This is a genomic window from Massilia sp. IC2-477, from assembly GCF_020707265.1.
GTDB lineage: Bacteria > Pseudomonadota > Gammaproteobacteria > Burkholderiales > Burkholderiaceae_D > Telluria.
On sequence record NZ_JAJFEQ010000003.1, the window covers coordinates 430,623 to 443,411 of the forward strand.

12 protein-coding genes are annotated in these 12,789 nt (G+C 65.2%); 7 read left to right on the forward strand and 5 right to left on the reverse strand.

Annotation, left to right across the window (positions count from 1 at the left end):
• The first annotated feature begins 23 nt into the window (after positions 1-23).
• The 4 genes from LK542_RS08065 (at position 24) to LK542_RS08080 (ending at position 4,412) form a co-directional block, all read left to right on the forward strand.
• On the forward strand, positions 24-2,111 hold the full coding sequence (locus tag LK542_RS08065; protein ID WP_227811481.1) for a 3-hydroxyacyl-CoA dehydrogenase NAD-binding domain-containing protein: 2,088 nt from the start codon (positions 24-26) through the stop codon (positions 2,109-2,111).
• Positions 2,112-2,143: 32 nt separating this feature from the next.
• Positions 2,144-2,398: a hypothetical protein gene (locus LK542_RS08070; protein WP_227811482.1), complete on the forward strand. Its 255-nt coding sequence runs from the start codon at positions 2,144-2,146 to the stop codon at positions 2,396-2,398.
• A gap of 140 nt (positions 2,399-2,538) precedes the next feature.
• Complete coding sequence (locus tag LK542_RS08075; protein ID WP_227811483.1) at positions 2,539-3,738, forward strand: transposase; 1,200 nt, start codon at positions 2,539-2,541, stop codon at positions 3,736-3,738.
• A gap of 137 nt (positions 3,739-3,875) precedes the next feature.
• Positions 3,876-4,412 (forward strand): DUF2939 domain-containing protein, encoded by a 537-nt coding sequence (locus LK542_RS08080; RefSeq protein WP_227811484.1) that lies wholly within the window; start codon positions 3,876-3,878, stop codon positions 4,410-4,412.
• A 51-nt stretch (positions 4,413-4,463) separates the two neighbouring features.
• Here the strand turns inward: LK542_RS08080 and LK542_RS08085 are convergent, their stop codons facing one another.
• Entirely contained in the window at positions 4,464-6,164 is a 1,701-nt protein-coding gene (locus tag LK542_RS08085) for an MFS transporter (RefSeq protein ID WP_227811485.1), read from the reverse strand.
• 279 nt (positions 6,165-6,443) lie between these two features.
• On the opposite strand from LK542_RS08085, the gene LK542_RS08090 reads away from it, so the two are divergent.
• The 3 genes from LK542_RS08090 to LK542_RS08100 are packed head-to-tail and all read left to right on the forward strand — an operon-like array spanning position 6,444 to position 8,506.
• Entirely contained in the window at positions 6,444-6,746 is a 303-nt protein-coding gene (locus tag LK542_RS08090; RefSeq protein ID WP_227803019.1) for a Dabb family protein, read from the forward strand.
• Between the two features lie 45 nt (positions 6,747-6,791).
• Entirely contained in the window at positions 6,792-7,574 is a 783-nt protein-coding gene (locus LK542_RS08095; protein ID WP_227811486.1) for an SDR family oxidoreductase, read from the forward strand.
• A 23-nt stretch (positions 7,575-7,597) separates the two neighbouring features.
• Entirely contained in the window at positions 7,598-8,506 is a 909-nt protein-coding gene (locus LK542_RS08100) for an SDR family oxidoreductase (protein WP_227811487.1), read from the forward strand.
• A 94-nt stretch (positions 8,507-8,600) separates the two neighbouring features.
• Here LK542_RS08100 and LK542_RS08105 read toward each other — a convergent pair whose 3' ends face one another.
• The 4 genes from LK542_RS08105 to LK542_RS08120 form a co-directional block, all read right to left on the reverse strand.
• Positions 8,601-10,445 carry a glycosyl hydrolase family 18 protein gene (locus tag LK542_RS08105; protein ID WP_227811488.1) on the reverse strand — a complete coding sequence of 615 codons (1,845 nt, stop codon included), beginning with the start codon at positions 10,443-10,445 and terminating at the stop codon, positions 8,601-8,603.
• Between the two features lie 147 nt (positions 10,446-10,592).
• Positions 10,593-11,336: an NRDE family protein gene (locus tag LK542_RS08110; protein WP_227811489.1), complete on the reverse strand. Its 744-nt coding sequence runs from the start codon at positions 11,334-11,336 to the stop codon at positions 10,593-10,595.
• Positions 11,327-11,605, reverse strand: a complete 279-nt coding sequence (locus tag LK542_RS08115) for a DUF4936 family protein (RefSeq protein ID WP_227803014.1) — start codon at positions 11,603-11,605, stop codon at positions 11,327-11,329. Before LK542_RS08115 ends, LK542_RS08110 begins: the two co-directional genes overlap by 10 nt.
• Positions 11,606-11,607: 2 nt before the next feature.
• A complete protein-coding gene (locus LK542_RS08120) occupies positions 11,608-12,666 on the reverse strand; it encodes a folate-binding protein YgfZ (RefSeq protein ID WP_227811490.1) in 1,059 nt (352 codons plus the stop codon).
• Positions 12,667-12,789: the final 123 nt, after the last annotated feature.

The following is a 12,789-nucleotide window of genomic DNA, read 5'->3' on the forward strand; positions in this document are numbered from 1 at the left end:
AACAACAAGGAGAAGGAAGAGACATGAGCGCCGACTACACCGTCCAAGGCAGCGTTGCCGTAGTGACCCTGAATAATCCGCCGGTGAACGGCCTCGGACTGGCGACGCGCGTCGCCGCCGTCGAGGCGATTCGCCGGGCCGAAGCGGACGAGTCGATCAAGGCGATCGTGCTGACCGGCGCCGGCAAGGCTTTCTCGGGCGGCGCGGACATCCGCGAATTCAATTCGCCGAAAGCGCTCACCGAGCCGACCCTGCACACCCTGATCCGCGTGGTGGAAGACTGCAGCAAGCCGGTGGTGGCCGCGATCCATAGCGTTGCCATGGGCGGCGGCCTGGAACTGGCCCTGGGCTGCAACTACCGCGTCGCGCTGCCGGGCGCCCAGATCGCGCTGCCGGAAGTGAAGCTCGGCCTGCTGCCGGGCGCCGGCGGCACCCAGCGCCTGCCGCGCGTGCTGGGCCTGGAGATGGCGCTCAACATGGTGGTGTCCGGCACCCCGGTCCTGTCCGAAAAGCTGGCCGGCACCGCGCTGTTCGACGAAGTCTTCCCGGCCGGGACCGACCTGATTGCGGCCGCCGTGGACTTCGCGAACAAGGTCGCCGACACTCGGCCGCTGCCCAAGGTACGCGACCGCAAGGTCGATTACCCGAATCACGAAGCCTTCATCGAGTCCTCGCGTAATACCGTCAAGGCGATGGCCGGCCCGTTCCCGGCCCCGGTCGAATGTGTCGAAACCGTGGCCGCTTCGGTGACCAGGCCCTTCGAGGAGGGCCTGCAGTTCGAACGCGAGCGCTTCCTGCACCTGATGCAGACGCCGGAATCCAAGGCGCTGCGCCATTCCTTCATGGCGGAGCGAGCCGCCAGCAAAGTACCGGACGTCCCAGGCCATACGCCGACCCGGAAGATCGAGAGCGCGGCCGTGATCGGCGCCGGCACCATGGGCGGCGGCATCGCCATGAACTTCGCCAATGCCGGCATCCCGGTCACCATCCTGGAAACCAAACAGGAAGCCCTCGACAAGGGCCTGGGCACGATCCGCAAGAACTACGAGAATACGGTCAAGAAGGGCAAGCTGACGCCGGAGAAGGCCGAGCAGCGCATCAAGCTGATCAAGGGCACGCTGGACTACGCCGACATCGCCGGGGCCGACATCGTGATCGAGGCCGTGTTCGAGGACATGGGCGTGAAGGAGTCGGTGTTCCGCCAGCTGGATGCGGTCATGAAGCCGGGCGCGATCCTGGCGTCGAATACCTCGACCCTGGACCTGGACCGTATCGCCGCGTTCACCAAGCGTCCGCAGGACGTGATCGGCCTGCACTTCTTCAGCCCGGCCAATGTCATGAAACTGCTCGAGATCGTGCGCGGCCGCGAGACCGGCAAGGACGTGCTGGCCACCAGCCTGGCGCTGTCGAAGAAGATCAAGAAGACCGGTGTCGTCTCCGGCGTGTGCGACGGCTTCATCGGCAACCGCATGCTGGAGCAGTATCTGCGCCAGGCTTTCTTCCTGCTGGAAGAAGGCGCGCTGCCGGAGCAGGTTGACGGCGCCGTCGAAAAATTCGGTTTTGCGATGGGCCCGTTCCGCATGAGCGACCTGGCCGGCAACGACGTCGGCTGGTACATCCGCAAGCGCCGCGCCGTCGAGTCGCCGGAAATCGCCTATTCGAAGACCGCCGACCTGCTGTGCGAGCAGGGCCGCTTCGGCCAGAAGACCGGCGCCGGCTGGTATGACTACAAGGCGGGCGACCGCAAGACGTATCCGTCGGAGCTGGTCAACGACATGATTCGCCAGCACTCGGCCGACATCGGCCTGGAGCGCCGCGCGATCAGCGATGCCGAGATCGTCGAGCGCTTGATTTACGCCCTGGTCAACGAAGGCGCGAAGATCCTGGAAGAGGGCATCGCGCTGCGCGCCTCGGACATCGACATGGTGTATCTCACCGGCTACGGCTTCCCGCTGCATCGCGGCGGCCCGATGTTCTACGCGGATTCCATCGGCCTGGCGAAGGTGCTGGATACCGTCCGCAAGTACGGGCAAGGCCGGCACGGCGAGGCCTGGACACCGGCGCCCTTGCTGGAGCGCCTGGCAGGCGAGGGCAAGGGCTTCAACGGCTGAGGCACATCGAACATCAACGCAGGAGATCGGGGATGGCAAAAGCGCTGGAGACGCGGTTGCGTCAAACATGGTGGTTCGTCGGTATCGTGGCCGCATTGAGCGCGCTGCTGTCGAATCTGGTGCTGCGGGCGGCGGGCATGGCTTCGCCGGAGAGCCTGGCGCAGTGGCTGGTGTATTTCTTCTGCCTCGTCGGTTTCTGGCGCTGTTTCGACTTCCTCGGCTGGCTGGTGGTGCTGCTGGTGGCGCCGTCCAGCAAGTTGCTCGATCCGCCTGCGCGCAGGGGCTGAAGGGACGTGTCGCTGCGCTCGCAGCGCGTGTCCCGGCGCGACATCGTGGGGGCAGACGGGTTTTAGCAGTTCGCCCAGAACTTGTTTAGCTCTACACGGTCTCATTTAGTATGACGACCGCGGCTACCACCAGGACCCCCATGCTCGTAGCGCACCGCATTCGGCTCGCCCCGAGCAACGTGCAGGCGGCCTACCTGGCGCGCGCCGCTGGTGTGGCCCGCTTTGCCTACAACTGGGCGCTGGCCGAGTGGAAGCGGCAGTACGAAGCTGGCAAGCTCGACCAGGCGTTGCCGAAGCCGAGCGAAGCGGCCCTGCGCCGCCAGCTCAATGCCATCAAGCGTGAACAATTCCCCTGGATGCTCGAGGTGACCAAGAACGCGCCGCAGATGGCGATCATGCAGCTGGGTGAGGCTTTCAAGAATTTCTTCGAACGGCGGGCGCGCTATCCAGCCTTCCGCAAGAAGGGCCGGCACGACCGTTTCAGCTTGACCAACGACCAGTTCCGCCTCGAGGGCAAGAAGCTCCGGATTCCCAAGCTGGGGTGGGTGCGAATGCGCGAAGCCCTGCGTTTCGCGGGCCGGATCATCGCGGCCACCATCTCCCGCACCGCCGGCCACTGGTATGCCAGCATCACTGTCGATACAGAGCACCCGTCCTTGCCGCTTGCCGAGAACCAAGGCGCGGTGGGGGTGGACTTGGGCATCGCGGCGCTGGCCACCCTGTCGACCGGGGAGAAGCTGGCAGGACCGAAGGCGCTGCGCTTCCTGCTGGGGCGCCTGCGCCGCCTGTCTCGGGCCCTGTCGCGCAAGGTCAAGGGCTCGCGCAATCAGGCCAGGGCCAGGCTGAAGCTGGCCAGACTGCATGAGCGGATCGCCAACATCCGCCGTGACAGCCTGCATCAACTCAGCACCAGCATCGCGCGGCGCTTTCACACGATCGGTATCGAAGATCTTAACGTGAAAGGCATGATGGCCAATTCCCGCCTGGCGCGCGCCATCGCCGACATGGGTTTTTACGAACTGCGTCGCCAACTCGAGTACAAGTCGGCATGGCGGGGTGGGCACCTGGTCGTCGCCGATAGGTGGTTCGCGAGCAGTCGCCTGTGCTCGTGCTGCGGCTACAAGCACGAAGCGCTCGGTTTGGGAACAAGGCAATGGACCTGCCCGGGTTGCAAGACGCAACACGACCGCGACATCAATGCGGCCATCAACCTGAAGAACATGGCGGTGAGTTCCACCGTCGCTGCCTGTGAAGGGGAAGGCGCTGGCCTTGGGCGTGAGCACAAGGCGAAACCGGCCCCGGTGAAGCAGGAATCCAACAGCAAAGCCTGCTCTGCATAACTTGCGTAAGTTTGGAGGAACGGTAGCCGGTTCACGATCGAGCTGCCTCTCGCCTGAGCCGCCGCATGCATCGCGCGCGCGTTGGCCGCGCCGGCATGCATATACTGACGGCTGAGCCAACCATCCGCGTCAACGCCATGAAGACAACAACGGCAGCCATCGGCGCCGCTACCGCGATCGCTACCCTGGCGGCCGCCCTCTTTGCCAGCCCGCACCTGGCGCTGTACCGCATGCGCGTCGCCGTCGAGGCCCGCGACGCGCAGGCCCTGTCCGCGTATGTCGACTACCCCAGCCTGCGCGAAAGCGTCAAGGTCCAGGTCATGCGCCGCCTGGGCGCCCAGGGCGTGCTCGGGGAATCGGGCGCGAATCCCTTCGCCGCCTTCGGCAAGGCGATGGCGCTGGCGGTGATCGATCCGGTGGTCGATGCCGCCGTCTCGCCGGCGGGCGTGGCGGCGATGCTGGATTCCGGCGACATCCGCGTCCAGCCCAAGCAGGAAGGTTCGCCGGCGCCGACCGGCGAAGGGGCGCGCGACAAGGTGAATTACGACCTGTCCTACCGCGGCTGGGGCCAGGCCGTGGTGCAGCGGGCCGACGGCGGCGGCGTCGCCTTTATCCTCGACCGGGACGGCCTGTGGAGCTGGAAGCTGGCGGCGGTCGAGTTACGCGAGGAGTAGACAAAAAAATGCCGCTGTCGCCAGCGGCATTTCGGACGGACGACGGCGCGCTCAGTCGTGCGCGTAGATGTCGTTATCCTTGGTCTCGCGGATGAACAGGCCGCCGATGACGACGGTCGCCAGCGCGATGATGATCGGGTACCACAGCCCGTAATAGATGTCGCCCTTGAGCGCCACAAGGGCGAAGGTCACGGTCGGCAGCATGCCGCCGAACCAGCCGTTACCGATGTGGTAGGGCAGGGACATCGAGGTGTAGCGGATCCGGGTCGGGAACATCTCGACCAGCATCGCCGCGATCGGACCGTACACCATGGTCACGTAGAGCACCAGGATGAACAGCAGCAGTACCAGCATCGGCTTGTTCACCTCTGCCGGGTCGGCCTTGGCTGGATAGCCGGCAGTGGTGAGGGCGCCCGTTACCTGCTTCTTGAGCGCGTCTTCCTGGGTCTTCGAGGCGGCGTCGAAGTTCAGGCCGTCCGGGGTCATGACCGCATTGAAGGACTGGAAGGTGGTATCGCCCACTTTCACTGCAGCCACGGTGCCGGCTGGCGCCTCCTGGATGGTGTAGCTCACCGACGCGGCGGTCAGCATGCGGGTCGCGATGTCGCAGGACGACGGGAATTTCTTGGTGCCGGTCGGGTCAACCTGGAAGTGGCAGGTATTCGGGTCTGCCACCACCACCACGGGCGCGGTCTGGATGGCGCGCTCGAGGGCCGGATTGCCGTAGTGGGTGATCGCCTTGAAGATCGGGAAGTAGGTCGCCGCAGCGATGACGCAGCCGCCCAGGATGATCCACTTGCGGCCGATCCGGTCGGACAGCGAGCCGAAGAAGATGAAGAAGGGAGTGGCGAGGGCCAGCGCGATCATGATCAGGATGTTCGCGGTGGGCTCGTCGATCTTCAGGGTCTTGGTCAGGAAGAACAGGGCGTAGAACTGGCCGGTGTACCACACCACCGCCTGGCCCATGGTCAGGCCGGCCAGGGCCAGGAAGGCGACCTTGGCGTTCTTCGGCTTCAGGAAGGCTTCCGACAGCGGCGCCTTCGAGGTCTTGCCTTCGGCCTTCATCTTGGCGAAGGCCGGCGACTCGGCCATCGACAGGCGGATCCAGACCGAGATGCCCAGCAGGATCACCGAGACCAGGAAGGGAATGCGCCAGCCCCAGGCTTGGAACTCGTCCTCGCCCATGGCGGTCCTCGTTCCCAGGATCACGAGCAGCGACAGGAACAGGCCGATGGTCGCCGTGGTCTGGATGTAGGAAGTGAACAGGCCGCGCTTGCCGTGCGGGGCGTGCTCGGCCACGTAGGTGGCGGCGCCGCCGTATTCGCCGCCAAGCGCCAGGCCCTGCAGGATGCGCAGCGAGACCAGGATGATCGGCGCCGCGATGCCGATCGACGCGTGGCTGGGCAGCAGGCCGACCAGGAAGGTCGAGGCGCCCATGATCAGGATCGTCACCAGGAAGGTGTACTTGCGGCCGATCATGTCGCCGAGGCGGCCGAACACCAGCGCGCCGAAGGGACGCACGATGAAGCCGGCGGCAAAGGCCATCAGGGCGAAGATGAAGGTGGTGGTGGGGTCGCCGATGAAGAACTGCTTGGCGATGATGGTAGCGAGCGAGCCGTACAGGTAGAAGTCATACCACTCGAACACCGTGCCGAGGGAAGAGGCGAAAATGACTTTCCGTTCTTCCTTGGTGATTCCGGCGGAGGAAGATGAAGCGCTCCCTCCGGCGGTCATGCCGGGTGTGATTGCCATGTGTGTCTCCGTATAGGTATTAGTGTCACCGGAAATGCTGATTGTTTGTCAGCTGTCGCGGAGTGTGTTCCGGTTTCCTTACACGATAATTACTCCAAACTTACACGGAGCTTACAGATGAGCTGTAACAAGCTGTCAACACTTCCCGTAAACACGCTTCTTCACTCTGTAAGGACAGATGCTGCGGCGCGCAATATGAACTTGCAACTTTTTTACGAACGACCGTACTTAATCATGCTATTCTCGATTGGCCCTAGCAAGCCGTGTAAAGGAAGATAAATGCTCAAGCATATCGTGATGTGGAAGTTGAAGGATGAAGCAGAGGGCGCGGACCGCCTGAGCAATGCGCGCGAAATGAAACGCCGCCTGGATGCGTGCGCGAATATCGTGCCGGGTCAGCTCAAGTTCGAAGTGATGCTGGCCCAGCCGGGGCTGGAAGCGACCTATGACGTGGTGCTGTATTCCGAGTTTGCCGACCGCGCGGCGCTGCAGGCATATATCGACCATCCGACGCACAAGGCGGTGGTGCCTTTCATCGGCGCGATTCGCGAAGGGCGGCAGTGCATGGATTACGAGGTGTAAGCCGGCCTCCACGCCGCATTACCAGAACAAATGACGGAGACAACAATGCGCACCACCCAGGAACTCTTTTCACTCAAGGACAAGACCGCCATCGTCACCGGCGGCTCGCGCGGCCTCGGCCTGCAGATGGCCGAAGCCCTCGGCGAGCAGGGCGCCCGCGTCGTGATTTCCTCGCGCAAGCAGGAAGAGCTCGACGCCGCCGTCGCCCACCTGAAGGAGCGCGGCATCGACGCTTCGGCGATCGCGGCCGACCTGTCCGACGAGGCGCAGGTGCAATCCTTCGTGCAGGAAGCCATCGCCCGGCTCGGCCACGTCGACATCCTGGTCAACAATGCCGGCGCCAGCTGGGGCGCTCCGGCGGAAGACTATCCGCTGGAAGCCTGGGACAAGGTGATGGACCTGAACGTGCGCAGCATTTTCCTGGTCACGCAGGCGGTCGGCAAACTGTCCATGATCCCGCGCCGCTACGGGCGTATCATCAGTATCTCGTCGATCGCTGGCCTGGCCGGCAACCCGCCGGGCACGATGCAGACCATCGCCTACAACACCTCCAAGGGCGCGGTGGTGAACTTCACTCGGGCGCTGGCCGGCGAATGGGGCCGCTACGGCATCACGGTGAACTCGATCGCGCCGGGCTTCTTCCCGTCGAAGATGACCAAGGGCGTGCTGGCCGCATTCGGCGCCGAAAACCTGGCCAAGGACGCGCCGCTGAACCGTCTCGGCGACGACGAGGACCTGAAGGGCGCGGTGGTGCTGTTTGCCTCCGACGCCGGCAAGCACATCACCGGGCAGACGCTGGCCGTCGATGGAGGCGTGTCCGCAGTCTGAACGGCTAACGAGGGAGAGGGAGCATGAAGGATTTTAGCGGCAAGGTTGCCGTCATCACGGGCGCCGCCAGCGGGCTGGGACGCGAGTTCGCCAACACGGCAGCGAGCCTTGGCATGAAGCTGGTGCTGGCCGATGTGCAGGCCAAGGCATTGGAACACGCGGCCGAAGAGCTGATGGAGGGCGGCGCCGAAGTGCTGGCCATGGTGTGCGACGTCAGCAAGGGCGCGCACGTGCAGGAGCTGGCCGATTCCGCCATCGCCCGCTTCCATCACGTGCACCTGGTCTTCAATAATGCGGGCGTCGGTTCGGGGGGGCTGATCTGGGAGAACTCGGAACAGGACTGGGAGTGGGTGCTGGGCGTGAACCTGATGGGCGTGGTGCACGGCGTGCGCGTGTTCACCCGGGTGATGCTCGAGTGCGCGCAGCGCGATGCCGATTTCGAAGGGCATATCGTGAACACGGCCTCGATGGCCGGGCTGCTGACGCCGCCGGCGATGGGCGTCTACAACGTGTCCAAGCACGCGGTGGTGGCGCTCACCGAAACCCTGCACCACGATTTGCGGCTGGTCGATGCACCGATCAAGGCTTCGGTGCTGTGCCCGTATTTCGTGCCGACCGGGATCGCCCAGTCGCACCGCAACCGCCCGGACGAACTGGCCAGCCACGAGCGCACCACGGCCAGCCAGATGGCGGCGCAGATGATGACGGAAAAGGCGGTCGAGTCGGGCAAGGTGACGGCGGCGGACGTGGCGCGCATGACGTTCGATGCGATTCGCGAGGAGCGCTTCTTTATCTATTCGCATCCGCAGGCGCTGGGTGCGGTGGCGGAGCGTTTCGACGCGATCGTGAAGGGAGCGCAGCCGGCGGATCCGTATGCGGCGACGCCGCAGGTGACGGAGATGCTGAGGGCAGGGGTTAAAGGACGGCGCTGAGCATCCTGTCACGGACCGCGTGGGCGGAAATCCGCCCACCCTACCGTAGGGTGGGCGGATTTTCCGCCCACGCGGTCAAATCACGTCGAATGAATCAGCGGCTCGCACAGAAGCCTGGATCATCATTGGTCGCCCCCGGCGCCAGGTCCGGATTCCAGTCCGCGCCCGACAGGGTCATGATGCCGTTCTCCAGCGTGTACTTGCCGTTCCACAGCCCGCTCGGCGTGCCCTGCACCGGCAGCTGCACGCTCCAGCGCACCGCTTTCACCGCACTGGTATTGGTTACCGCCACCTTGGCGCAGTAGCCGCTGCCCCAGTCGCCGGTGATGATCAGCTTGGAGGTCAGCGCACCGGCCGGCAGTTGCGGCGGCGGTTCCACCGGCTTGACCGGGCGCGTCGCGCACAGGCCGATCTCGGTCGCGTCACCCGGACGCAGCATCTTGTTCCAGTTCATGCCCTTCACGACGAGCTTCTTGTTCTCGAGCGTGTAGGTGCCGTTCCATAGTGACATGATCGTATCCGGGAAGTCGGTCTCGGCCACGAACCAGCCGGCCACGTCACCCACGTTCTTGACAGTCATCGTGCCGCACCAGCCGCTGCCCCAGTCGTTCGGCTTGTCGAAGGTGACCGACACGGTCGGCACCGGCGCGGGCGGCAGCGGGTTCGGGTAGGGACCAGGTTCGACCGCGTTCGGATCCAGGAAGGCCTTCTTGGTGGCGGTCAGGAGCGGGTTGTTGACGCCGTCCGTGGTGCCGTAGTTGACCAGCCAGATGATGGTGCCGGCTGCGCCTTCGCCCGCGCGGTTTGAATTCGCCCAGGCGCCCTTGGCGGCGATGGTCGCCGGCTCTTCGTAGCTCAGGTAGCCGGTGGCCCAGTCAGTGCGGGTGGCCGGGGTGTAGCCGCCCGGGTAGGTGCGGTAGCTGGTCTGGGTCGCGGCGTCCCAGGCGTAGATGCCCTTGTCCAGGTAGCCGTGCTTGTGCAGCTGGGCGTAATTCCAGCGCACGTCGAATACCGACCACTGGCTCAGGTCGCCATCGGTTTCCTGGTCCGGGCCGGTGTAGGGCGGCGCGTAGTTCATGCCGTAGAATCCCAGGCCCATGCCGAGCTTCGAGCGCGGAATGCCTTCGTCTTCGTACATCTGGATCGTGCTGGCGATCGACATCGGGCGTGAGCCCTTGTGGCCCGTGAGCGGCGCGAAGGTGGTCGAGGTCCAGCCCTGGCCGAACCAACCCATGCCGTAGCTCATGAAGTTGTACTGGTCGACCAGGTTCGCCACGCGCTTGTGGTGCTCGGTGACCTTGTCGATGTTGGTGTTGAGCATGCCGGCCGGGAAGGTGATGATCACCGGGCTCTGTTGGTAGCGCGGACGCGCATTCGCTTCCTTGCGGATGTCCGCGATCAGGGCTTCGAGCAGCGCCTGTTCCTCGACGGCCTTGTCGGCGATGCCTTCCCAGTCGACGTCGACGCCGTCGTAGCCCTTGGCGACCATGTAGTCGACCAGGTTCTTCACGAACAGCGGGCGCACTTCCGGCTGCGATGAGGCGATGAAGCCCGCGTTGTCGCCTTCGCCGCCCAGCATGATCAGCGCCTTGGTGCCGACCTGGTGGGCGCGCATGATCATGTATTCCTCGACCGTCTTGTCCCAGGCCGCACCGGGACCGAGGTCGCGCCGGTCGTGCGCCGAGCCGGCGCCAAGCACGATCTCGCCGGGCTTGCCGGTCTTGCCGCCGCCCGGACCGATACGCGCGAACACGAAATGTGTCATGGCCGTCATGTCGACGTGCTCGGGAGCCTGGTAGTCGCCGTTGTCCCAGAAGTAGCCGCCGTAGTAGCCGGTGACCCATTTGCTAGCTGGTTCGGCCGCCTGCACTGCCCATGGGCTGCTGGCGCAACCCGCCACCAGGGTGAGAACTGCAAGACGCTTCAATGATGTTTTCATATCGTTTCCTCATGTGGTTGCCACAGGGAAACAATGTAACAGCGCGCCCGGCTGTCAATATGTCTGTGAAATGTAATGCCCCCACGGATGGGGGAACGTAGGGTGGGCGAATTCCGCCCACGCGGTGATACGTGACGGCCCGCCCCATTACGGCTGGACGACGCGCTCGTGCAGTTCCGGCTCGCCCTCGCGGTAGAGCTTGACGACCGTCGACGTCCGGGTGCCGTAGCCCTCCATTTCGATACACACCGGCGAGAGCATGCGCTCGACCTCGATCGGCATGCCCGTCTCCGGAAGGCGCAGGTCGGGCGCGCGGGTGGTGTCGGCCAGCATCTCGAAATAGGCGTCCTCCGGCGCCCCCTGGCACAGCAGGCTGGCGAACTGGGCCTTGGTGCGCAGCACCTTGGGCCAGGGCGCGTCCAGCAGGCCGTTCGAAATGCCGTAGATGCGGCCCGGCTCGAGCGGCTTGCCATTGCGCGGATCTTCGCCACCGCGGTTCGAGTACCAGAACAGGGTGTCGCGGTCGCCCAGCACCAGGTTGTAGCCGTTGTAGACGTCGCCGCGCGCGATCACCTGTTCCAGGTAGTCGGCGGCCGGCAGCTCGCCGGTCAGGTATCCGGCCACCAGGTCGCCGCGCGACGGGGCGTTCTCGCGCCGCTCCAGCGGCCCCCGGATATTGGTCAGCGCAGCGAAGCGCGGGCCGTTCGGGCCCGTCGTGCTTACCCCCATCCAGCTGCCGCCGCCCTGCAGGTCGCGTCCCGCGATCACGTGCGGATGCTCCGGCCAGGGGGCGGCCGGGGTAGCGGGGCGGTCATAGAATTCGTCGCGGTTGGCCGCCGCGATGACGGGCACGCCCGGCAGCACCTGCCAGGCAAAGACGATCAGGCACATAGGTCGAGGTCCGTGAAGATTTCGGACCGGCGCGGCCCTTCGATATACGCAAGCAGGCCGGCGTCCAGCGCCGCCTGCTCGACGGCGGCCGCGAAGCCGCCCGGTACCGCTGGATAGACTTCCATCCAGGTCTGCAGGCCGTCGCGCTCTTCCGGACGGCGCTTCAGCTGCGCAGGCAGTCCGAGCTGCGCCTGCATGGCGCGCACCCGGGGCGCAAGGCTGGCGGCGTTATGCTCGCGCACCTTGTAGTAGACGTACAGGTCGATCATCGCTAGACGTCGAGCGCGTCGAGGTGGTAGGGCATGTGCTGAAAGCTGAGCACCGGGCCGCCGGCGGCGCCATGGCGCACATCTTCGCCGAGCGCGTCGAGCTTCATCTCGACCAGCAGGTCGGCGCCGCCCAGGCCATTGGCGGCCGCATTCACGACCATGCCGCAAGGCTGGCCGGGGTCAAGCATCGAGAATACCTCGTCACCGGCGCGGGCGGCCGGGTTGGCCACCGTGGCCAGCGCCGTGCGGCGCTTGAGCTTGCCCAGGTACTGGCTGCGCGCGACGATTTCCTGGCCCGGGTAGCAGCCCTTCTTGAAATTGACGCCGCCCAGCAGCTCGAGGTTCACCATCTGCGGCACGAACTGTTCCTGGGTGGCGGCGGTCACCTGCGGCACGCCGGCGTGGATGGACGCCAGTTGCCAGGCCTGGTTGCCGCCCAGCGCGAGTTCGCCGGCGAGACCCGGCAGCGCAGCGGTCGCCGTCTCGGCATCGGTCAGCCAGAGGTAGCGCGGCGCGCCGAAGACGTCGGCCAGGCGGATCACGGTGCCGGATTGGCCGTCGACTTTGCCGTAAGCTGCGTCCGGCAGTTGCGCCACGTGGCGGCGCAGGGCTGTCTCGCCCTTGGCGCCGCCGATGCCGAGCACGGCCGCGAAGGGCGCTTCGTCGGTGGCGTCGCGCAGCTTGGCCTTGGCGCGCAGCACGAACATCGTCAGGCGCTTCTGCAGCGGCGGCTGGATCGTACGCGGCAGTTGCAGGTACACTGCGTCAGCGTCGCGCCAGTACAGGAAGGTTGCCTGCAGGCGGCCCTTGGGAGTGCAGTAGCCGGCCAGGCGCGCTTCGCCGAGGCCGAGGTGCTCGACGTCGTTGGTGAGCTGGTTGTGCAGGAAGCTGGCGGCATCGTCTCCCGCAACGGCAATGATGCCGAGGTCGGTGACGGGGGCCAAGAAGCCGTCGGCCAGTTCGGCGGCGGTCAATGCGCGGCCGAAATCTTCCACTTGGGCGGCTTCGTCAATATGGAAGCGGGCGCCCATCGAGGAAAGGGTATCTGTCCAGTTACTCATAATCCCGTTAGTATTAGCAATTCAGTAGCAAATAAGCTTTATCATTACGGGCTCATTATAAAGATGTCGGCAAAATCGCGCCGAGGTGGGCAAAACCCACGGCGAAAACCAAAACAAGAACCC

Bases quoted from the DNA above. Each gene is read 5' to 3' on its own strand.
- LK542_RS08065 (WP_227811481.1), top strand. From the start codon at position 24: ATGAGCGCCGACTACACCGTCCAAGGCAGCGTTGCCGTAGTGACCCTG.
- LK542_RS08070 (WP_227811482.1), top strand. From the start codon at position 2,144: ATGGCAAAAGCGCTGGAGACGCGGTTGCGTCAAACATGGTGGTTCGTC.
- LK542_RS08075 (WP_227811483.1), top strand. From the start codon at position 2,539: ATGCTCGTAGCGCACCGCATTCGGCTCGCCCCGAGCAACGTGCAGGCG.
- LK542_RS08080 (WP_227811484.1), top strand. From the start codon at position 3,876: ATGAAGACAACAACGGCAGCCATCGGCGCCGCTACCGCGATCGCTACC.
- LK542_RS08085 (WP_227811485.1), bottom strand. From the start codon at position 6,164: ATGGCAATCACACCCGGCATGACCGCCGGAGGGAGCGCTTCATCTTCC.
- LK542_RS08090 (WP_227803019.1), top strand. From the start codon at position 6,444: ATGCTCAAGCATATCGTGATGTGGAAGTTGAAGGATGAAGCAGAGGGC.
- LK542_RS08095 (WP_227811486.1), top strand. From the start codon at position 6,792: ATGCGCACCACCCAGGAACTCTTTTCACTCAAGGACAAGACCGCCATC.
- LK542_RS08100 (WP_227811487.1), top strand. From the start codon at position 7,598: ATGAAGGATTTTAGCGGCAAGGTTGCCGTCATCACGGGCGCCGCCAGC.
- LK542_RS08105 (WP_227811488.1), bottom strand. From the start codon at position 10,445: ATGAAAACATCATTGAAGCGTCTTGCAGTTCTCACCCTGGTGGCGGGT.
- LK542_RS08110 (WP_227811489.1), bottom strand. From the start codon at position 11,336: ATGTGCCTGATCGTCTTTGCCTGGCAGGTGCTGCCGGGCGTGCCCGTC.
- LK542_RS08115 (WP_227803014.1), bottom strand. From the start codon at position 11,605: ATGATCGACCTGTACGTCTACTACAAGGTGCGCGAGCATAACGCCGCC.
- LK542_RS08120 (WP_227811490.1), bottom strand. From the start codon at position 12,666: ATGAGTAACTGGACAGATACCCTTTCCTCGATGGGCGCCCGCTTCCAT.